Below are 18,041 nucleotides of genomic sequence, written 5' to 3'. Positions count from 1 at the left end.
AGGGCCCGGCAAACAAAGGACTTGAGGGGTTCAGGAGGGATTGGAGGATTGTGTCGAAGACGAAAAACCGGCGGTGTTATGCCGCTTCGAGGCAAGTGCCGACCTTACTGACCGATTCGCTGATCGTTCCCACGCTCCGCGTGGGAATGCAGCCCGGGACGCTCCGCGTCCCAAAGCGGACGCAGAGCGTCCATTGAGGCATTCCCACGCGGAGCGTGGGAACGATCAGGCGCTGCCGGGTTCTTTGCCGACTTCATACTCACGCAACTTATTGGCAATGGTCGTATGCGAAACCCCCAACCGCTTGCCCAGTTGCCGACTGCTCGGATGCTCGGAATACAAACGCTCCAGCACCGCTTTCTCGAAACGCCCGACAATCTCGTCCAATCCGCCTTCAAGAGAAAAATCGCCAAGCGGCTGACGCACGCCGTAGTCCGGCAAGCGGATATGTTCGGCCTTGACGGTACCGCCCTCGCACAAGGAAACCGCCTGGAACAATACGTTTTCCAATTGCCGAACATTGCCCGGCCAATGGTAGTGACTGAGCCGTTCCATCGCCGCCGGCGCCAGTTTCGGCAGCGGGCAACCAATTTGCCGACTGGCCTGATCGAGGAAGTGTTCCACCAGCGGCGTCAAACCATCGAGGCATTCGCGCAGTGGCGGGATGTGCAGTGAAAGCACGTTCAAGCGGTGATACAAATCCTGGCGAAACTCACCCCGCGCGCACAACTCGGACAGGTCGACCTGCGTCGCGCAAATCACCCGCACATCCAGATAAACCTCTTCATCACTGCCCACACGACGGAAGCAACCGTCCTGCAGGAAGCGCAGCAATTTCACCTGCAAACGCGGGCTCATTTCCCCGACACCATCGAGAAACAGCGTACCGCCTGCCGTCAGCTCCAGCAGACCGAGCTTACCCTCGGCCCGCGCCCCCTCGAAAGCGCCGGGGCCGTAGCCGAACAGCTCCGTCTCAGCCATGGATTCCGGCAGGCCGGCGCAGTTGAGCGCCATCAACGGTGACTGCCCCCGCGGACTCGCCAGATGGCAGGCGCGCGCCAACAACTCTTTACCGGTACCGGTTTCGCCTTCTATTAACAGCGGCGCATCCAGCGGCGCCATGCGTCGGGCTTCGCGCACCACCGCGGCCATCACCTTCGAGCTTTGGAAAATACTGTCGAAACCGCGCAACTCCTGCTTGCGCACGTTATAGATGCGCTCACCGACCCGGTCGGCGCGGTGCAACGTGAGTACGGCACCGGCCATTGCTTCGCTGTCGTCATGCTCCGATTGCAGTGGCGCGATGTCGGCGAGAAACACGTCGCCCTTCACTTTCACCCGCAAGCCGTTGATCCGCGACTTGTTGGCGCGCACCAGTTCCGGCAAGTCGAAATCCTCGGCGTAACGCGACAACGGAATCCCCGGCACCTCATCGACCCGCACGCCGAGCAACTGCGCCGCCGCGCGGTTGGCCGCGACGATCGAGCCGCCCATGTCGATCGATAGCACCGGAAATTCCAAGGCGCCGAGCAACGCATTGAGTTCCATGTGCCGACGTTCGCTGGGCATCAGCCCTACACGCTTGACGCCGAATACCCCGCCGATCGCCTCAAACTTCGGACGCAACGCCTGAAACTGAATGTTGATCAGGTTCGGGCAGTGCAGATAGATCGCGTTGCCATGCTCACCGCCGACTTCGCCGCGAGCGACGTTGATCCCGTACTCCACCAGCAAGTTGAGAATGTCGCGCAGGATGCCGATGCGGTTCTGGCAGTGGACTTTGATACGCATAAAAACGCCCGAAACAGGAGTGATTGAGGGCCTGAGCAGGGATTTTTCTGCGCAGACACCAACTTAGTCGTCAAGATTATGTGACACCTGCACGCCATTTCAAACCCGCCAATCTCAATCCCTGCGCCATTTCAGTCGATCCGTAACGATTACTTTACAAAAATCGACGATTTTTCCTACGCACAGCGCGACTCGGGCGCTGCAACACTGCATTTCTGAGGTATTTCTAGGTCCATAGCTGTACTCACAACAAGAACGAATTCCCCTAGCAGGAGAGCAGCATGAAGCAGACGCAATACGTGGCTCGCGAGCCCGATGCGCAAGGTTTTATCGACTACCCCGCCGAAGAACACGCGGTGTGGAACACGCTGATCACTCGCCAACTGAAAGTGATCGAGGGTCGTGCGTGCCAGGAATACCTGGACGGTATCGAAAAACTCGGTCTGCCCCACGACCGCATTCCGCAACTCGGCGAGATCAACAAGGTCCTCGGTGAAACCACCGGGTGGCAGGTTGCCCGGGTACCCGCACTGATCCCCTTCCAGACCTTTTTCGAATTGCTCGCCAACAAGCAGTTTCCGGTGGCGACGTTTATTCGTACCCGCGAAGAGCTGGATTACCTGCAAGAGCCGGACATTTTCCACGAGATCTTTGGCCACTGCCCGCTGCTGACCAACCCCTGGTTTGCCGAATTCACCCACACCTACGGCAAACTCGGCCTACAGGCTTCCAAGGAAGAACGCGTGTACCTGGCGCGCCTGTACTGGATGACCATCGAGTTCGGCCTGGTCGATACAGCTGAAGGCCTGCGCATCTATGGCGGCGGCATTCTCTCCTCGCCGAAAGAAACCGTTTACTGCCTGTCAGACGAACCTGAGCATCAGGCCTTCGATCCGCTGGAATGCATGCGCACGCCGTATCGCATCGACATCCTGCAACCGCTGTACTTTGTCCTGCCGAACCTCAAGCGTCTGTTCGACCTCGCCCACGAAGACATCATGGGCATGGTCAAGCAAGGCATGCTGTTGGGCTTGCACACACCGAAATTTCCGCCAAAGGCTGCGTGATCCGCAGCTTTTAGAATCAAGTGAGCCTGTCAGGAACCGACGCTTTGGTTTAGCGTGGTGAATTGACGGCCGAATTCCAATAATTCGATTTCAGGAACCCATCATGTCCACATTGAACCAAGCCCATTGCGAAGCCTGCCGCGCCGATGCCCCTCAGGTCAGCGACGAAGAACTGCCGGTACTGATCAAACAGATTCCTGACTGGAACATTGAAGTGCGCGACAGCGTGATGCAGCTGGAAAAAGTTTTCCTGTTCAAGAACTTCAAACACGCACTGGCGTTCACCAACGCCGTTGGTGAAATCTCCGAGGCGGAAGGTCACCACCCAGGCCTGCTGACCGAGTGGGGCAAAGTCACCGTGACCTGGTGGAGCCACTCCATCAAGGGCCTGCATCGCAACGATTTCATCATGGCCGCGCGCACTGACGAAGTGGCGAAGGACGCCGAGGGCCGCAAATAATGCATTTCGACGCCATCGGCCGAGTACCCGGCGACCCGATTCTCGGCCTGATGGAGGCCTATGCGCAGGACCCCAATCCGCGCAAATTCGACCTCGGCGTGGGCGTCTATAAAGATGCCCAAGGCCTGACACCGATTCCCCAGTCCGTGAAACTCGCCGAGCAACGTCTGGTGGATCGCCAGACCACCAAGACCTACATCGGTGGCCACGGTGAATCGGCGTTCGGCAAGGCCATCGTTGAATTGGTGCTGGGCGCCGATTCCCCGCTGATTGCCGAACAACGGACCGGGGCGACGCAAACACCGGGCGGCACCGGCGCGCTGCGCTTGAGTGCCGACTTCATCGCCCAGTGCCTGCCGGGCCGTGGCGTGTGGCTGAGCAACCCGACCTGGCCGATCCACGAAACCATCTTCGCGGCAGCCGGGGTCAAGGTCAGTCATTACCCGTACGTGGGCAGCGATAACCGCCTCGATGTCGAAGCGATGCTCGCCACCCTCAACGAGGCGCCGAAAGGCGATGTGGTGCTGCTGCACGCCTGCTGCCATAACCCGACCGGTTTCGATCTGTCCCATGACGACTGGCGCCGAGTGCTGGACGTGGTGCGCAGTCGCGATCTGGTGCCACTGATCGACTTCGCCTACCAAGGCTTCGGCGATGGCCTGGAACAGGACGCCTGGTCGACCCGGTTGTTCGCTGCCGCGTTGCCGGAAGTGCTGATCACAAGCTCCTGCTCGAAGAACTTCGGCCTGTACCGCGATCGCACCGGTGCGCTGATTGTCTGCGCGAAAACCGCTGACAAGCTGGTGGATATCCGCAGCCAACTGGCCAACATCGCCCGCAACCTGTGGTCGACACCACCGGATCATGGCGCGGCTGTGGTAGCGACCATCCTCGGTGATCCAGAGCTGAAAAGCCTCTGGGCCGACGAAGTGGAAGCCATGCGTTTGCGCATCGCCCAGCTGCGCAGCGGTTTGGTTGAAGCGCTGGAACCTCATGGTTTGCGCGAGCGCTTTGCGCACATCGGCGTGCAGCGCGGGATGTTTTCCTACACTGGTTTGTCGCCGGAGCAGGTCAAACAACTGCGCGATCATCACAGCGTTTACATGGTCGGCACCGGCCGGGCCAACGTCGCCGGAATCGATGCGACACGCTTGGATCTGCTGGCCGAAGCCATCGCCGAAGTCTGCAAGTAATCCCTATCGCACCACTGATCGTTCCCACGCTCCGCGTGGGAATGCCTCGACGGACGCTCCGCGTTCGGCTTTAAAGCGACGCAGAGCGTCCCGGGCTGCATTCCCACGCAGAGCGTGGGAACGATCGTCTGCGCCACTGCCGCAGACCTGTCTAGACAATCCCATCCGTCGCAACAATTGGATATAAAAGTCTATTTGTCATTTCTTCTGCTGTATCCTCCCCAAGCTTTTTAAAAGCGCGGATCTACCAGATCTATCAACAGACTTTGCGAGGAGCGCGATATGCACGAGATCCCTAATCTCCCCTTCCCAAGCCTGCACGAAACTGAGCAGACGCCCACGCAACAAGCCGGCGCCCAACAGCCCGAGCCGAAAGAAGCCACTGAACGCCGCAAGGCCGACAGCGAAGACTGATTCACCTGCAATGCCAGACCGTGTGGAAAGCGCTAACATGCGCTTTCCACACCGCCTGAACCCTTGAGCCCTCCATGACCGACGACTTCAGCGAAACCCAAGCCAGCGTCCTGATCGGTACTACCGAGAAGATGATCGAGATCTGGAATCGCCTGTCCCCCGAGAAACGCGCCGCGCTGCTCGCCCGTTTCGGCAGCGAAGAAAACGCACTGGCCGCCCTGGTCACCACGCACCTTGTCGCTCCCGCCAAACCCTGATTCATCCCCGCCCGGCAAATAGTTTTACTTTTTCCACGACCCGTAGCCGCTTGCGCCGCTATCATAAGCAGCCTATCTATCCTGCTTCCCCGTGGATCTTTACCCATGTCTGAAACCCAGCGCCCCCTGGCGGTCACGCTGCAAGTCGTTTCCATCGTCCTGTTTACCTTCATCGGCTACCTGAATATCGGCATTCCCCTCGCCGTGTTGCCGGGCTACGTCCACAGCGATCTGGGCTTCGGCGCGGTCATCGCCGGCCTGGTAATCAGCGTGCAATACCTGGCCACCCTGCTCAGCCGTCCGTATGCCGGGAAAATCATCGACAACAAGGGCAGCAAACTCGCCGTGATGTACGGCCTCGCCGGCTGCGGTTTGAGCGGCGTGTTCATGCTGATTTCGGCCTGGACCCAAAGCCTGCCGACCTTGAGCCTGATCAGCCTGCTGATCGGCCGTCTGGTACTCGGCAGCGCGGAAAGCCTGGTGGGTTCTGGCTCGATTGGCTGGGGCATCGGCCGGGTCGGCGCGGCGAACACCGCCAAAGTCATTTCCTGGAACGGCATCGCCAGTTATGGCGCGCTGGCGGTCGGTGCACCGCTGGGCGTGCTGCTGGTCAGTCAATTGGGTTTGTGGAGCATGGGCGTGAGCATCGTGTTGCTGGCCGTCCTCGGCCTGGTGCTGGCCTGGCCGAAGACCGCAGCGCCGATTGTGGTCGGTGAGCGGCTGCCGTTCATGCACGTGCTGGGGCGCGTACTGCCACATGGTTGCGGTCTGGCGCTGGGCTCCATCGGTTTCGGCACTATCGCGACTTTCATCACGTTGTATTACGCCACGCAGCATTGGGACAACGCGGTGCTGTGCTTGAGTTTGTTCGGTGCCAGTTTCATCGGGGCGCGGCTGCTGTTCGGCAACCTGATCAACCGCCTCGGTGGCTTTCGCGTGGCGATTGCCTGCCTGTCGGTGGAAACGCTCGGCTTGCTGCTGCTGTGGCTGGCGCCGGACGCTCATTGGGCACTGGCCGGTGCGGCGCTGAGCGGGTTCGGTTTCTCGCTGGTATTCCCCGCGCTGGGGGTGGAAGCGGTCAACCTGGTACCGGCCTCAAGTCGTGGCGCGGCAGTCGGGGCTTATTCGTTGTTCATCGATTTGTCGCTGGGGATCACCGGGCCGGTGGCGGGTGCGATTGCGGCAGGCTTTGGCTTTGCCTCGATCTTCCTGTTCGCTGCACTCGCCGCGTTGAGCGGTCTGGCACTGAGTGTTTACTTGTACCGGCAGGCGCCGAAGCATCTCAATGAAAAGTACCGGGAAGAACGCCAAACCCGCTAAAAATCGACCTTGCCGCGTCCAGCCTTGATGCTGCCGCGCTTGGTCTTTGACTCCAACCGACGCTTCTTCGAACCGAGGGTCGGCTTGGTCGGGCGACGTTTTTTCTCGACCTTGGTGGCACTGAGGATCAACTCGGTCAGCCGTTCCAGCGCGTCCGCACGATTGGCTTCCTGCGTGCGGTATTGCTGGGCCTTGATGATCAACACGCCTTCGCTGGTAATGCGACTGTCACGCAGCGCCAGCAACCGCTCCTTGTAGAACTCGGGCAAGGACGAGGCCGGAATGTCGAAACGCAGGTGCACGGCACTGGAGACCTTGTTGACGTTCTGCCCACCGGCGCCCTGGGCGCGGATGGCGGTCAATTCGATCTCGGCATCCGGCAGATGCACGTTGTTGGAAATCACCAGCATGGAAAAGCGTCCGGGTTCAGGGCGCTCAGGATACCGCGAATAAACTGAAAGAATGCGGTCCCCGTAGGAGTGAGCCTGCTCGCGATAGCGGTGTGTCAGGCAACTAAGATGTTGACTGACACACCGCTATCGCGAGCAGGCTCACTCCTACAAGGGATTTGTGTAAAACCCGAAAACAACAAACCCGGCACATGGCCGGGTTTGTTGTGTCTGCGCTTACATTATTTCGCTACGGAACCCGCAGCCTGCAGTGCGTGCCGGGCGCTGCGTTTGTTCTTGATGCCGTAGCAAATCCACATGAATGCGACCCACACCGGAATCGCATACACCGAGATCTGAATCCCCGGAATCAGCAGCATCACGCCAAGAATGAACACCACGAACGCCAGGCAGACGTAGTTCCCGTACGGGTACCACAGGGCCTTGAACAGCGGCGTCTGTTTGGTCTTGTTCATGTACTGGCGGAACTTGAAGTGCGAGAAGCTGATCATCGCCCAGTTGATCACCAGGGTGGCAACCACCAGCGACATCAACAGTTCCAGCGCGTTTTGCGGGATCAGGTAGTTCAGCAAAACGGCAATCAATGTCACCGCCGCCGAAGCAAGGATCGAACGCACTGGCACGCCGCGCTTGTCGATCTTCGACAAGGCTTTCGGCGCATCGCCCTGCTCGGCCATGCCCAGCAACATGCGGCTGTTGCAGTAGGTGCCGCTGTTGTACACCGACAGCGCCGCGGTCAGGACCACGAAGTTGAGAATGTGCGCAGCGGTGTCACTGCCAAGCATCGAGAACACTTGAACGAACGGGCTGCCGCTGTAGGAGTCGCCCGACGCATTCAGGGTCGTCAACAGGCTGTCCCATGGCGTCAAGGAAAGCAGGATAACCAACGCGCCGATGTAGAAAATCAGGATCCGGTAGATCACCTGGTTGATGGCTTTCGGGATCACGGTTTTCGGCTTGTCAGCTTCCGCTGCGGTGAAACCGAGCATTTCCAGGCCGCCGAAGGAGAACATGATAATCGCCATGGCCATCACCAAACCGCTGACGCCATTCGGGAAGAAGCCGCCGTGGACCCACAGGTTGGTCACCGAGGCTTGGGGGCCGCCGTCGCCGCTGACCAGCAGATAGCTGCCGAGTGCAATCATGCCGACGATGGCCACGACCTTGATGATCGCGAACCAGAACTCCGCCTCACCAAAGACTTTGACGTTCGCCAGGTTGATCAGGTTGATCAAGACGAAGAAACCGGCTGCCGAAACCCAGGTCGGGATATGTGGCGCCCAGTAGTGAATGTACTTGCCGACCGCGGTCAGCTCCGACATGCCCACCAGAATGTACAGAATCCAGCAGTTCCAGCCCGACAGGAAGCCGGCGAAACCGCCCCAGTATTTATGGGCGAAGTGGCTGAAGGAACCGGCGACTGGCTCTTCGACGATCATTTCGCCGAGCTGGCGCATGATCATGAAAGCAATGAAGCCGCAGATGGCGTAGCCGAGGATCATCGACGGGCCGGCAGATTTCAGTACACCGGCCGAGCCAAGGAACAGCCCGGTACCGATCGCGCCACCGAGGGCGATCAGTTGAATGTGGCGATTTTTCAGGCCGCGTTTCAGCTCGCCTGAATGCGAGTTTTGTCCACTCATGAAAAGGGTCTCACGCAAGGTTTGATGATGTTCGTTAGACGTTGCTGCTCGGGGGCGATTTCAAGCAGCGCCGATCAAACCCCAGCGAAGGCAAAAGGAGTTCAGCGTTTTTACAACGGTCATGCGTCACCTGTTTGTTTTTATCTGTGACGAAATCGAACCCGACACGCTTGTGGCGCAGCGGAGTGAACAAGGCGGATAGCCTTGAGGTTTGCGCAGATGCGCAGGAGGTCACAGTTAAAACGCGGCGCATTGTACACCTGTAACCCCCTGCTGCCAGACACTGCTGGATCAGCGTGTCATTTGCCGGGATTGCCTGTGTCCGCCTCGAGGCTCTCGGGCGGCTGCAAAAATAGAGTCAGACCTTTGCGGGTCATCGATGGGAACGATGGAAAAATCGCTCCCCGGGGGAGATGGAGATGAGTCACGGCGTACATTGCGCCTCCTTCTTGTTATGCACCTGCACGACAGGCATGGGGCGCATCTCACCCTTCAACCGCGCCTGAAACAAGCGGGCCAGAGCCCTGCGCACGGCCTGAATGGCTACTTGGCGGAAGGTTTTCCTTACATCCCTTGCGCAAGCGTCAAACCAAGGGCTTTGAGGCTTGATTTCGTCAGTATTTCTTTACAAGCCGTAACGTAAATTTGCCGAATCAGATCTGACTGTATGTTGACTGCAAATTGACGGTAGGACGTTTCCGTAGGGAAAGGTCGAGTTAGTTTTTTGTTTTTTATTAACAAATTGCCCGATAAAAAACAGAATAAAAAGTTCAAACAAATCTTATTTGATTATTTTTTTGCAATTTAAAAACCTGTGAACTAGGTTTTCAGCGACTTGCCGAGACGCATCGATCAGCAAGTTGGCGGGTTGTTCAATGACTGAAAACGCGCCGCTGCACTTACCGAAAAAGTCATCTAGGAGATTCACAATGCAAGCACTTGAAAAAGACTTGGAAACTGAACTGCAACTGGACGATTGGTTTGAAGCACCGACCCATGACGCCGCCGTTGAAATGATGCAAGCCGATGCGGTTGTTCCGTTCGGCACGGCGATGTGGCCTCTGTAAGACATCCCGGCAGGCACGATCCGGCCGGTTGTGCCTGCCACTTTTTCTCGGTTTGTCAGGGAGGACTACATGGATAAGCAACGCGCCATTTCGCATTTCCTTTACTACCTCGAACATCACCCTGCCCTTGCCGGCATTAATCCGGCGAAGGTCTTGCTCGGCTACACGGCTGATTACCATGCACTGACGGGCGCCATCGCCGAACAGGCCGGTGCCAGCCCTCGCTTCAGTTTCAGCGCAATGCGACTGGACCTGGAACCCACGGAATTGCTGGCCCAGACGATTGCCGACAGTGATCTGTACATTTTCTTCTACGACTCTTCCACCCTGCCCAACCCACGCCCCGATGGCCCGGATTTTGTCCGCGCGCTGCAAGGCGTCATGGCCGAGAACTGGAAGAAGTCGCTGCTGTTCAAGGATTACGGCGATTACTTCTACGACACGTTCAGTGTCACCCCGCAGCGCATTGCCGGGTTGAACAGCCACTTGATCCAGCGCATGTCCCATGCCACCACGTTAAGTTTCAAGGATGATCACGGTTCGTGGTTTGAAACACCGTTGAGCAGCATCAAGAAGTGGACCGACATCAACGGTGTCGGCAACTTCGATCTGGCGCCTGGTGAGATTGCCACGCACAGCGAAGCCATAAACGGCCGGGTCAAGTTCATGGGGACTTTTCTTGGCACTATTCCATTTGCCCGCAAATACGGGGTGCTGGAGTCGCCGCTGGAGTTGTGGATCGAGAACTCGACCATCAGCAAAATCGCCACCGAGGTGCCGGGGCTGGAACATGACTTCAACAAGTACCTGGAGGCCAATCCATCCAATCGACGAATTGAGGAGTTGGGGATCGGCACCAATGAAGGCGTTAAGGCGTTGTATGCGCGCAATGCCGGATTCGAGGAGCGCCATTGCGGGCTGCACCTGGGATTGGGCGGTGGCGCGAAGGGTAGCCATCATCTGGACCTGATTTTCTCCAGCGGCGTGTTGGCGCTGGATGATGAGCCGGTGTTTGATGGGCGGTTTGTGTTCTGACTGATCGACTGATCGTTCCCACGCTCCGCGTGGGAATGCATCAATGGACGCTCTGCGTCCGCTCTTGAGATGTGACGCAGAGCGTCACGGGCTGCATTCCCACGCGGAGCGTGGGTACGATCAGAAAAACAGACAAAAAAAACGCCAACCCGAAGGTTGGCGTTTTTCATGGGGCGCTTAACGATTACTCAGGCTTGCGACGACCGAAGCCCGGACGCTGGCCCGAACCGGCTGGCGCGCCACGGCGCTTGCCCGATGGCGCGTCCTTGTCGACCAGAACGATGCCTGGACGCTTCTTCGCCGGAGCCTTGGCCGGGCGCTTGGTGTCGGAAGGACGGTCTGCCACAGGCGTACCGCGACCCGACTCACCACGAGACTCGCCACGACCGGCCGGAGCACCGCGATCGCTACGACCACCGCTTGGCGCACCGCGGCCTTCGCCGCGCTCGGTGCGACCATTGGCCGGACGTGGCGTGCGTGGACCGCGCTCGCCGTCAGCACGAGGTGCTGCTGGCTTGCGGGCTGGGCGCTCGCCTTCGATATGCGGTTCACGGGTATCACGCGGCGTAGCAGCGGTCTGGTTACCGATGGCTGGACGCAACGAACGCACGCGCTCGGTCTTGCCCATCGGACGCGACGATTTACGCTGCATGCGATCGAGCTTGTCTTTGCTCTTGGCGTTCATCTGCGGCATGGCCACTGGGGTCAAGCCAACTTCAGCACTCAGAATGTCGACTTCGTACTGGCTCATTTCGCGCCAGCGGCCCATCGGCAGGTCGGAGTTGAGGAACACCGGACCGAAACGCACACGCTTCAGACGGCTGACCACCAGGCCTTGGGATTCCCACAGACGACGGACTTCGCGGTTGCGACCTTCCATCACCACGCAGTGGTACCAGTGGTTGAAACCTTCGCCACCTGGCGCCTGCTTGATGTCGGTGAACTTGGCCGGGCCGTCTTCGAGGACGACGCCTGCTTTCAGACGCTCAATCATCTCGTCATCGACTTCACCACGGACACGCACCGCGTATTCACGGTCCATTTCGTAGGAAGGGTGCATCAGGCGGTTCGCCAGCTCACCGTCGGTGGTGAACATCAGCAGGCCGGTAGTGTTGATGTCCAGACGACCGATGTTGATCCAGCGACCTTCTTTTGGTTTCGGCATCTTGTCGAAAACGGTCGGACGACCTTCCGGATCAAGGCGGGTGCAGATTTCGCCGTCCGGCTTGTTGTACATGATCACGCGGCGTACCGACTCGGCGGCTTCTTCGCGCTTGATCACCTTGCCATCAATGGTGATGGCGTCGTGCATGTCGACGCGCTGCCCGAGGGTGGCGTCTTTGCCATTGACCTTGATGCGGCCGTGGCTGATCCAGGCTTCCACGTCACGGCGCGAGCCGACGCCGATACGGGCGAGGACTTTCTGCAGTTTTTCGCCTGCTGGGCCGATTTCCTGGTCGTCTTTCTGGTCTTTGATACTCATCTGGGCACCTCCCGGTGTGGTCTGTAAAACGGGGTACTTGGCGAAGGGATCGCCGAAGGGTCGCGAATCATACGCTCATGGGAGCGTTCGCGCATCAGAGACTAGCTGATCAATGGCGACTTACCTGTTTTTCCGCCGACCGGCTTGTGCAGGAGCCGAGCTTGCTCGCGATGACGTCGGCATATTCAACATCAAGGTGACTGGAAGACCGCAATCGCGAGCAAGCTCGGCTCCTACAGTTCTTGAAGATCGTTCCCACGCGTGGGAACGATCAGTCAGGTTAATCGTCTTCGAAATCGCGGCGTTCGGCCTCGATTGCTTCGGCGAGGGCTCGGGCTTCGGCTTCTTCGTCGGTCAACTCGGGCTCGGGCTTGTGTTGTTCAAGGGCGGCGACAGCGGCCAGGAGTTTCTCGCGAGCTTCGGCAACGCCAAGCACATCATCTTCCTGCTCTTCTTCCTGCTCTTCTTCGACTGTGGCTTCGGGCTCGACCTGAAGTTCAACTTCGCTCACAGGCTCGGGCAGGTCCAGAATCTCTTCGGTCGCGCTCACCTCACCATCACGCAATAGATCGTCGAAGTCGGTCTTGAGCCCCTCCTCCATGGTGTCGAGCTCCAGCAACAGCGTATGGAAACTGGTTTCTTCCTTCGGCTCTTCCGGCTCGGCGCTGGCGTCGGCCAACTCTTGCAGTGCGGCAGGCACCGGCGCGTCGTCGAAATCGAGCACCGGATCAGGCTCAAGCTCGCGCAATTCGGCCAGCGGCGGCAAATCGTCGAGGTTTTTGAGGTTGAAGTGATCGAGAAAGGCCTTGGTGGTGGCAAACATCGCTGGTTTACCTGGCACGTCGCGGTAGCCGACGATGCGAATCCACTCGCGCTCCAGCAAGGTTTTCACGATGTGACTGTTGACCGCCACACCCCGCACGTCTTCGATCTCGCCCCGGGTGATCGGCTGGCGATAGGCGATCAGCGCAATGGTTTCGAGCATGGCGCGGGAATAGCGCTGCGGCCGCTCTTCCCACAAACGTCCTACCCACGGCGAGAACTTTTCGCGGATCTGCAAGCGATACCCGGAGGCCACTTCCTTCAGCTCGAAGGCGCGGCCGTCGCAGGACTTGGCGAGAATCGTCAGGGCTTTCTTGAAGACCGGCGGCTCCGGCCGCTCACCCTCTTCAAAGAGTTCGAACAGGCGTTCAAGCGATTGCGGTTTTCCCGAGGCCAACAGAAAGGCTTCAAGCAATGGCGCCAGCTCGCGGGGTTCAGTCAGGTTCATGATTCAACTCGTTATTCGGCTCGGGCCCGCACGTGGATCGCTGCGAACGGCTCATTCTGCACCAGCTCGACCAAGGATTCCTTGACCAGTTCGAGGATCGCCATAAAGGTTACCACCACCCCCAGACGTCCCTCCTCAGCGGTGAACAGCTCGGCAAAGGGCACGAAACCGCCGCCCTTGAGGCGCTCCAGCACATCGCTCATGCGTTCGCGGGTGGACAGTGCCTCGCGGCTGACCTGGTGACTTTCGAACATGTCGCCACGGCGCAACACTTCTGCCATGGACAACAACAGCTCTGAAAGACGCACGTCCGGCAACAGCTTGCGCGCTCGGGCTTCCGGGGCGTCGAGCTTGGGGACGACCACGTCACGACCCACACGGATCAGGCCATCGATGCCTTCGGCTGCGGCCTTGAAGCGTTCGTACTCTTGCAAGCGGCGAATCAGTTCGGCGCGAGGGTCATCTTCTTCGGCTTCGATCGTTTCGGCACGCGGCAGCAGCATCCGCGATTTGATCTCGGCCAGCATTGCGGCCATGACCAGGTACTCGGCGGCCAGTTCCAGGCGCACCGACTGCATCAACTCGACATAGCCCATGTATTGCCGGGTTATTTCCGCTACAGGAATGTCGAGGATGTTGATGTTCTGTTTGCGGATCAGGTACAGCAGCAGGTCGAGGGGGCCTTCGAAGGCTTCGAGAAAAACCTCAAGCGCATCCGGCGGAATGTACAGGTCCAGCGGCATTTCCATGACCGCCTGGCCATAGACCATCGCGAAGGGCAGCTCTTGCTGGGCTCCGGCCTGACTGTCAACCACGGGTTCTACTGCAGACATCTACGCCTCGGCCATGAACGGCGTCGGGTCGCCGCAACCCACGCGGATCACTTCCGGCTCGCCGTCAGCGAGGTTGATCACGGTGGACGCCTTGATCCCGCCGAAACCGCCGTCGATGATCAGGTCGACCTGATGCTCGAGCAACTGGCGCATTTCGTAAGGATCGGTCATCGGGTCGGTGTCGCCGGGCATGATCAGGGTCACGCTCATCAGCGGTTCGCCGAGTTCTTCCAGCAGCGCCAGGGCAATCGGATGGCTCGGTACGCGCAGGCCGATGGTGCGTTTTTTCGGGTGCAACAACAGCCGCGGGACTTCGCGGGTGGCGTTGAGAATGAAGGTATACGGACCCGGCAAGTGGGCCTTGAGCAAGCGAAAAAGACCGGTATCGATCTTGGCGAACAGCCCCAGTTGCGACAGATCGCTGCAAATCAGGGCGAAGTTGTGCTTGTCATCCAGACCACGCAATCGACGCACGCGCTCCACGGCATTCTTGTCACCGATCTGGCAACCAATGGCGTAGGAGGAGTCTGTGGGATAAATCACCACCCCGCCTTTGCGGATGATCTCGACAGCCTGTTTGATCAGGCGCGCTTGCGGGTTTTCCGGATGAATCTGGAAAAATTGACTCACATTCTCTACCTGTTCAGACGGCGGCAATAATTGGGTCATGTTTGAATCGACACCACAGTGGTGGCAAATCTTCCGGAAGCGGGCGGTACTCACCGATCTCGGACCAGCCTCCAGGGCCATGAAAATCACTGCCGGCGCTGACCAGCAGACCGAACTCACGGGCGAGAATCGCCAGGCTGCCCACTTGCTCGGCGGGCTGATGGCCATTGACCACTTCGATAGCGTGGCCCCCAGCTTGAATATAGTCAGAAATCAGCCGGCGACGCTTGCTGCGAGTGAAATCGTAGTGCCACGGATGCGCAAGGCTGACCCAGGCCTTGGCGGCACGCAGGGTTTCGACCGTGTCTTCCAGGGTTGGCCAGTGTTGCTTGACGTCCCCCAGTTTGCCGGCACCCAGCCATTTGCGGAACGCTTCGGCGCGATCCTTGACGAAACCTTCACGCACCATCCAGTCGGCGAAATGCGGACGGGCCGGCGCGTTGCCGCTGTCGCCCAGTTCCTGCTGGATGGCCCGGGCACCTTCCAGCGCACCCGGCATGCCTTTCAATGCCAACTTGCGGCTTATTTCTTCGGACCGTAGCCAGCGGCCATCGTGCAATTTTGCAATGGCCTCGACCAACGGCACAGCGTTGACGTCGAAACCATAGCCCAGCACATGAATGGTCGCGCCGCCCCAGGTGCAGGACAATTCGACGCCGTTGACCAGTTGCATCCCCAGCGCGGTCGCCGCACTGCGAGCCTCGTCGAGGCCCTCGAGAGTGTCGTGATCGGTCAAGGCCAGGACTCGCACGCCTTTCTCGAACGCACGCGCAACCAGTACTGCAGGCGCGAGAGCGCCATCGGAGGCCGTGCTATGGCAGTGCAAATCAACATTCACAGGACTTTTTTACCTCAATTCAGCTGGCGCTATCGCGCGCCCATATGTTTGTTATTATGCCGCCACATCCTGCTTCTGGCTGCCACTGTGAAACAATTCATCGATTTCATCCCGCTCCTGCTGTTCTTCATCGTCTTCAAACTCGATCCCCGGGTCGTCGACATTGCCGGCCATGAGGTCACTGTAGGCGGTATCTACAGCGCCACTGCCATGCTGATCCTCAGCTCCCTGGTGGTTTACGGCACGCTGTTCATCAAGCAGCGCAAGCTGGAGAAGAGCCAGTGGCTGACCCTCATCGCCTGCCTGGTCTTCGGTAGTCTGACCCTGGCGTTCCACAGCGAAACCTTCCTGAAATGGAAAGCGCCGGTCGTGAACTGGCTGTTCGCCCTGGCGTTCATCGGCAGCCACTTCATCGGCGAGCAATTGCTGATCAAACGCATCATGGGCCACGCGCTGACCCTGCCGGAGCCGGTCTGGACTCGCCTGAACATCGCCTGGATCGGCTTTTTCCTGTTTTGCGGTGCCGCCAACCTGTTCGTCGCGTTCACGTTCCAGGAATACTGGGTCGACTTCAAAGTCTTCGGCAGCCTGGGCATGACGCTGCTGTTCCTGGTTGCGCAGGGCATCTACCTGTCCCGCCACCTGCACGACGCCGATACCACAACGCCAAAAACCGAGGACTGACATGCTTTACGCAATCATTGCCACAGACGTCGCCAACTCCCTGGAAGCCCGCCTGGCCGCACGGCCTGCACACCTTGAGCGCCTGCAAGCGCTCAAAGGTGAAGGTCGCATCGTTTTGGCCGGTCCACACCCGGCAGTCGACAGCAATGATCCTGGCGCTGCGGGTTTCACCGGCAGCCTGATCGTCGCCGAATTCGATTCCCTGAGCGCCGCGCAGGCCTGGGCCGACGCTGATCCGTATATCGCCGCAGGCGTCTACGCCAACGTTTCGGTCAAACCGTTCAAGCAAGTCCTGCCGTAATATCTCCCCGCGCGATGAACCTTATCGGTTCATCGCGCTCTCAACGCTCATTATTCTCGTTTGCCGGCCGACAACCTGCCCAATACTCGTATTGGAATCAGGAGTGGCGATGCGCAAAGGTCCGTTGTGTCTGATGTTGGTGACGTTATCGATTGTGGCCCCTGCCCACGGTGAAGAAAGCGCCGAGGGCGGCAGCTCGACACCGCTGTCCCTGAGCGCCGGCAGCCAGATCACCGAGTTGCAACAGCGCTTGAAGGCAAGCGAACAGCAACGAGAAGAACTGAGCAAACAGCTGCAAAATACCGATGCCGAACGCGAAAGCGCCCAGCTAAGCCGGTTGCGCCAAGAGAATCAGCGTCTCAAGCTGCAACTCAAGGAAACCCAGGCCAGCAGCTCGCTGCCGCGTCTATTGACCGATCAGCAACAGTGGTTCGTCATCGGCGCCGGGGTAGCGCTATTGGCGCTGCTCTGCGGTATCTTCGCCAGTGGTGCCACCAGAAAACGTAGGCAATGGCTAAATTGAGTGAGTCATGAGCGAGCTGTTATTAATTGATGATGACCAGGAGCTGTGTGAGCTCCTGAGCAGTTGGCTGAGCCAGGAAGGCTTTCAGGTCCGCGCCTGCCACGATGGTCAGAGCGCCCGTCGCGCACTGGCCGAAACATCGCCGGCAGCCGTGGTGCTGGATGTGATGCTGCCGGATGGCAGCGGCCTGGAGCTGCTCAAGCAATTGCGCAGCGATCACCCGGACTTGCCGGTGCTGATGCTTTCGGCTCGCGGCGAGCCGCTGGACCGCATCCTCGGCCTGGAACTCGGCGCCGACGATTACCTGGCCAAACCATGCGACCCACGGGAATTGACCGCCCGCCTGCGCGCCGTGTTGCGCCGCAGTCATCCGGCAGCGGTGTCCAGTCAGCTGGAACTGGGCGACCTGTGTTTCAGTCCGGTACGTGGCGTGGTCAGCATCGATGAACAGGAGTTCACCCTCACCGTCTCCGAAAGCCGCTTGCTCGAAGCCCTGCTCAAGCAACCCGGCGAGCCGCTGGACAAACAGGAACTGGCGCAAATCGCCCTCGGCCGCAAACTGACGTTGTACGACCGCAGCCTGGACATGCACGTCAGCAACCTGCGCAAAAAGATCGGCCCGCACCCCGACGGCCGCCCACGCATCGTGGCCCTGCGCAGCCGCGGCTATTACTACAGCCTCTAAAACCCAATGCAAAACGTTGTCGCAGCTGTCGAGCCCCAGCGAGGCTGCGTTCGGCTGCGAAGCAGTCGTAAGTTCTGGATACGCGGCTTACTTGAAAA

General features: G+C 59.2%; 20 protein-coding genes. 12 read left to right on the top strand and 8 right to left on the bottom strand.

The window, feature by feature from the left end; all coding sequences use genetic code 11:
• Positions 1-225: 225 nt before the first annotated feature.
• The gene (locus BLW70_RS12905; protein WP_074874485.1) at positions 226-1,791 is read right to left on the bottom strand and encodes a sigma-54-dependent transcriptional regulator; all 1,566 of its coding nucleotides are present in this window, start codon (positions 1,789-1,791) and stop codon (positions 226-228) included.
• A 281-nt stretch (positions 1,792-2,072) separates the two neighbouring features.
• On the opposite strand from BLW70_RS12905, the gene phhA reads away from it, so the two are divergent.
• From phhA to BLW70_RS12875, 6 genes are all read left to right on the top strand, one after another.
• Positions 2,073-2,858, top strand: coding sequence for a phenylalanine 4-monooxygenase (phhA, locus tag BLW70_RS12900; RefSeq protein ID WP_074874484.1), 786 nt, complete (start codon positions 2,073-2,075; stop codon positions 2,856-2,858).
• A 103-nt stretch (positions 2,859-2,961) separates the two neighbouring features.
• The gene (locus tag BLW70_RS12895) at positions 2,962-3,318 is read left to right on the top strand and encodes a 4a-hydroxytetrahydrobiopterin dehydratase (protein ID WP_008030478.1); all 357 of its coding nucleotides are present in this window, start codon (positions 2,962-2,964) and stop codon (positions 3,316-3,318) included.
• The gene (locus BLW70_RS12890; RefSeq protein ID WP_074874482.1) at positions 3,318-4,511 is read left to right on the top strand and encodes an amino acid aminotransferase; all 1,194 of its coding nucleotides are present in this window, start codon (positions 3,318-3,320) and stop codon (positions 4,509-4,511) included. Before BLW70_RS12895 ends, BLW70_RS12890 begins: the two co-directional genes overlap by 1 nt.
• A gap of 282 nt (positions 4,512-4,793) precedes the next feature.
• A complete protein-coding gene (locus BLW70_RS31280; RefSeq protein ID WP_008156098.1) occupies positions 4,794-4,925 on the top strand; it encodes a hypothetical protein in 132 nt (43 codons plus the stop codon).
• Between the two features lie 74 nt (positions 4,926-4,999).
• Positions 5,000-5,182, top strand: a complete 183-nt coding sequence (locus BLW70_RS12880; RefSeq protein WP_074874481.1) for a hypothetical protein — start codon at positions 5,000-5,002, stop codon at positions 5,180-5,182.
• Between the two features lie 105 nt (positions 5,183-5,287).
• Positions 5,288-6,502 carry an MFS transporter gene (locus BLW70_RS12875; protein WP_074874479.1) on the top strand — a complete coding sequence of 405 codons (1,215 nt, stop codon included), beginning with the start codon at positions 5,288-5,290 and terminating at the stop codon, positions 6,500-6,502.
• On the opposite strand, the gene arfB is transcribed toward BLW70_RS12875, so the two are convergent.
• Together arfB and BLW70_RS12865 are read right to left on the bottom strand one after the other, a co-directional pair.
• Positions 6,499-6,912, bottom strand: coding sequence for an alternative ribosome rescue aminoacyl-tRNA hydrolase ArfB (gene arfB, locus BLW70_RS12870; RefSeq protein WP_008010994.1), 414 nt, complete (start codon positions 6,910-6,912; stop codon positions 6,499-6,501). The two genes, BLW70_RS12875 and arfB, sit on opposite strands and share 4 nt — an antisense overlap.
• 221 nt (positions 6,913-7,133) lie before the next feature.
• Complete coding sequence (locus BLW70_RS12865) at positions 7,134-8,555, bottom strand: amino acid permease (protein ID WP_074874477.1); 1,422 nt, start codon at positions 8,553-8,555, stop codon at positions 7,134-7,136.
• Between the two features lie 929 nt (positions 8,556-9,484).
• On the opposite strand from BLW70_RS12865, the gene BLW70_RS30795 reads away from it, so the two are divergent.
• Together BLW70_RS30795 and BLW70_RS12860 are read left to right on the top strand one after the other, a co-directional pair.
• Positions 9,485-9,622: a hypothetical protein gene (locus tag BLW70_RS30795; RefSeq protein ID WP_008156111.1), complete on the top strand. Its 138-nt coding sequence runs from the start codon at positions 9,485-9,487 to the stop codon at positions 9,620-9,622.
• A gap of 69 nt (positions 9,623-9,691) precedes the next feature.
• Positions 9,692-10,657, top strand: coding sequence for a M29 family metallopeptidase (locus tag BLW70_RS12860; RefSeq protein ID WP_074874475.1), 966 nt, complete (start codon positions 9,692-9,694; stop codon positions 10,655-10,657).
• Positions 10,658-10,841: 184 nt separating this feature from the next.
• On the opposite strand, the gene rluB is transcribed toward BLW70_RS12860, so the two are convergent.
• From rluB to BLW70_RS12835, 5 genes are all read right to left on the bottom strand, one after another.
• Entirely contained in the window at positions 10,842-12,140 is a 1,299-nt protein-coding gene (gene rluB / locus BLW70_RS12855; protein WP_074874473.1) for a 23S rRNA pseudouridine(2605) synthase RluB, read from the bottom strand.
• A gap of 280 nt (positions 12,141-12,420) precedes the next feature.
• On the bottom strand, positions 12,421-13,410 hold the full coding sequence (gene scpB / locus BLW70_RS12850; RefSeq protein WP_074874470.1) for an SMC-Scp complex subunit ScpB: 990 nt from the start codon (positions 13,408-13,410) through the stop codon (positions 12,421-12,423).
• An 11-nt stretch (positions 13,411-13,421) separates the two neighbouring features.
• Positions 13,422-14,243 carry a segregation and condensation protein A gene (locus tag BLW70_RS12845; RefSeq protein WP_074874468.1) on the bottom strand — a complete coding sequence of 274 codons (822 nt, stop codon included), beginning with the start codon at positions 14,241-14,243 and terminating at the stop codon, positions 13,422-13,424.
• Positions 14,244-14,873 (bottom strand): L-threonylcarbamoyladenylate synthase, encoded by a 630-nt coding sequence (locus tag BLW70_RS12840; protein WP_102616520.1) that lies wholly within the window; start codon positions 14,871-14,873, stop codon positions 14,244-14,246.
• A gap of 13 nt (positions 14,874-14,886) precedes the next feature.
• The gene (locus tag BLW70_RS12835; RefSeq protein WP_033053481.1) at positions 14,887-15,750 is read right to left on the bottom strand and encodes a PHP domain-containing protein; all 864 of its coding nucleotides are present in this window, start codon (positions 15,748-15,750) and stop codon (positions 14,887-14,889) included.
• Between the two features lie 87 nt (positions 15,751-15,837).
• Between BLW70_RS12835 and BLW70_RS12830 the strand changes: the two genes are divergently transcribed.
• The 4 genes from BLW70_RS12830 (at position 15,838) to BLW70_RS12815 (ending at position 17,943) form a co-directional block, all read left to right on the top strand.
• Positions 15,838-16,434 (top strand): septation protein A, encoded by a 597-nt coding sequence (locus BLW70_RS12830; RefSeq protein WP_074874463.1) that lies wholly within the window; start codon positions 15,838-15,840, stop codon positions 16,432-16,434.
• 1 nt (position 16,435) lies between these two features.
• A complete protein-coding gene (locus BLW70_RS12825) occupies positions 16,436-16,735 on the top strand; it encodes a YciI family protein (protein ID WP_047532085.1) in 300 nt (99 codons plus the stop codon).
• A gap of 109 nt (positions 16,736-16,844) precedes the next feature.
• Positions 16,845-17,258, top strand: coding sequence for an SH3 domain-containing protein (locus tag BLW70_RS12820; protein WP_074874461.1), 414 nt, complete (start codon positions 16,845-16,847; stop codon positions 17,256-17,258).
• A gap of 7 nt (positions 17,259-17,265) precedes the next feature.
• Positions 17,266-17,943 (top strand): response regulator transcription factor, encoded by a 678-nt coding sequence (locus tag BLW70_RS12815; RefSeq protein WP_027922300.1) that lies wholly within the window; start codon positions 17,266-17,268, stop codon positions 17,941-17,943.
• The last annotated feature ends 98 nt before the right edge of the window (positions 17,944-18,041 follow it).

Origin of the sequence: Pseudomonas frederiksbergensis (assembly GCF_900105495.1) — a bacterium.
In the GTDB taxonomy this organism is placed as follows: Bacteria; Pseudomonadota; Gammaproteobacteria; order Pseudomonadales; family Pseudomonadaceae; genus Aquipseudomonas; species Aquipseudomonas frederiksbergensis.
The sequence above is the reverse complement of the archived record's forward strand: the minus strand, read 5'-3'. Positions and strand labels throughout refer to the sequence as shown.

Bases quoted from the DNA above. Each gene is read 5' to 3' on its own strand.
- scpB (WP_074874470.1), bottom strand. From the start codon at position 13,410: ATGAACCTGACTGAACCCCGCGAGCTGGCGCCATTGCTTGAAGCCTTT.
- BLW70_RS12880 (WP_074874481.1), top strand. From the start codon at position 5,000: ATGACCGACGACTTCAGCGAAACCCAAGCCAGCGTCCTGATCGGTACT.
- BLW70_RS12890 (WP_074874482.1), top strand. From the start codon at position 3,318: ATGCATTTCGACGCCATCGGCCGAGTACCCGGCGACCCGATTCTCGGC.
- BLW70_RS12825 (WP_047532085.1), top strand. From the start codon at position 16,436: ATGCTTTACGCAATCATTGCCACAGACGTCGCCAACTCCCTGGAAGCC.
- BLW70_RS31280 (WP_008156098.1), top strand. From the start codon at position 4,794: ATGCACGAGATCCCTAATCTCCCCTTCCCAAGCCTGCACGAAACTGAG.
- BLW70_RS12815 (WP_027922300.1), top strand. From the start codon at position 17,266: ATGAGCGAGCTGTTATTAATTGATGATGACCAGGAGCTGTGTGAGCTC.
- BLW70_RS12865 (WP_074874477.1), bottom strand. From the start codon at position 8,555: ATGAGTGGACAAAACTCGCATTCAGGCGAGCTGAAACGCGGCCTGAAA.
- BLW70_RS12820 (WP_074874461.1), top strand. From the start codon at position 16,845: ATGCGCAAAGGTCCGTTGTGTCTGATGTTGGTGACGTTATCGATTGTG.
- rluB (WP_074874473.1), bottom strand. From the start codon at position 12,140: ATGAGTATCAAAGACCAGAAAGACGACCAGGAAATCGGCCCAGCAGGC.
- BLW70_RS12895 (WP_008030478.1), top strand. From the start codon at position 2,962: ATGTCCACATTGAACCAAGCCCATTGCGAAGCCTGCCGCGCCGATGCC.
- phhA (WP_074874484.1), top strand. From the start codon at position 2,073: ATGAAGCAGACGCAATACGTGGCTCGCGAGCCCGATGCGCAAGGTTTT.
- BLW70_RS30795 (WP_008156111.1), top strand. From the start codon at position 9,485: ATGCAAGCACTTGAAAAAGACTTGGAAACTGAACTGCAACTGGACGAT.
- BLW70_RS12860 (WP_074874475.1), top strand. From the start codon at position 9,692: ATGGATAAGCAACGCGCCATTTCGCATTTCCTTTACTACCTCGAACAT.
- arfB (WP_008010994.1), bottom strand. From the start codon at position 6,912: ATGCTGGTGATTTCCAACAACGTGCATCTGCCGGATGCCGAGATCGAA.
- BLW70_RS12905 (WP_074874485.1), bottom strand. From the start codon at position 1,791: ATGCGTATCAAAGTCCACTGCCAGAACCGCATCGGCATCCTGCGCGAC.
- BLW70_RS12875 (WP_074874479.1), top strand. From the start codon at position 5,288: ATGTCTGAAACCCAGCGCCCCCTGGCGGTCACGCTGCAAGTCGTTTCC.
- BLW70_RS12845 (WP_074874468.1), bottom strand. From the start codon at position 14,243: ATGTCTGCAGTAGAACCCGTGGTTGACAGTCAGGCCGGAGCCCAGCAA.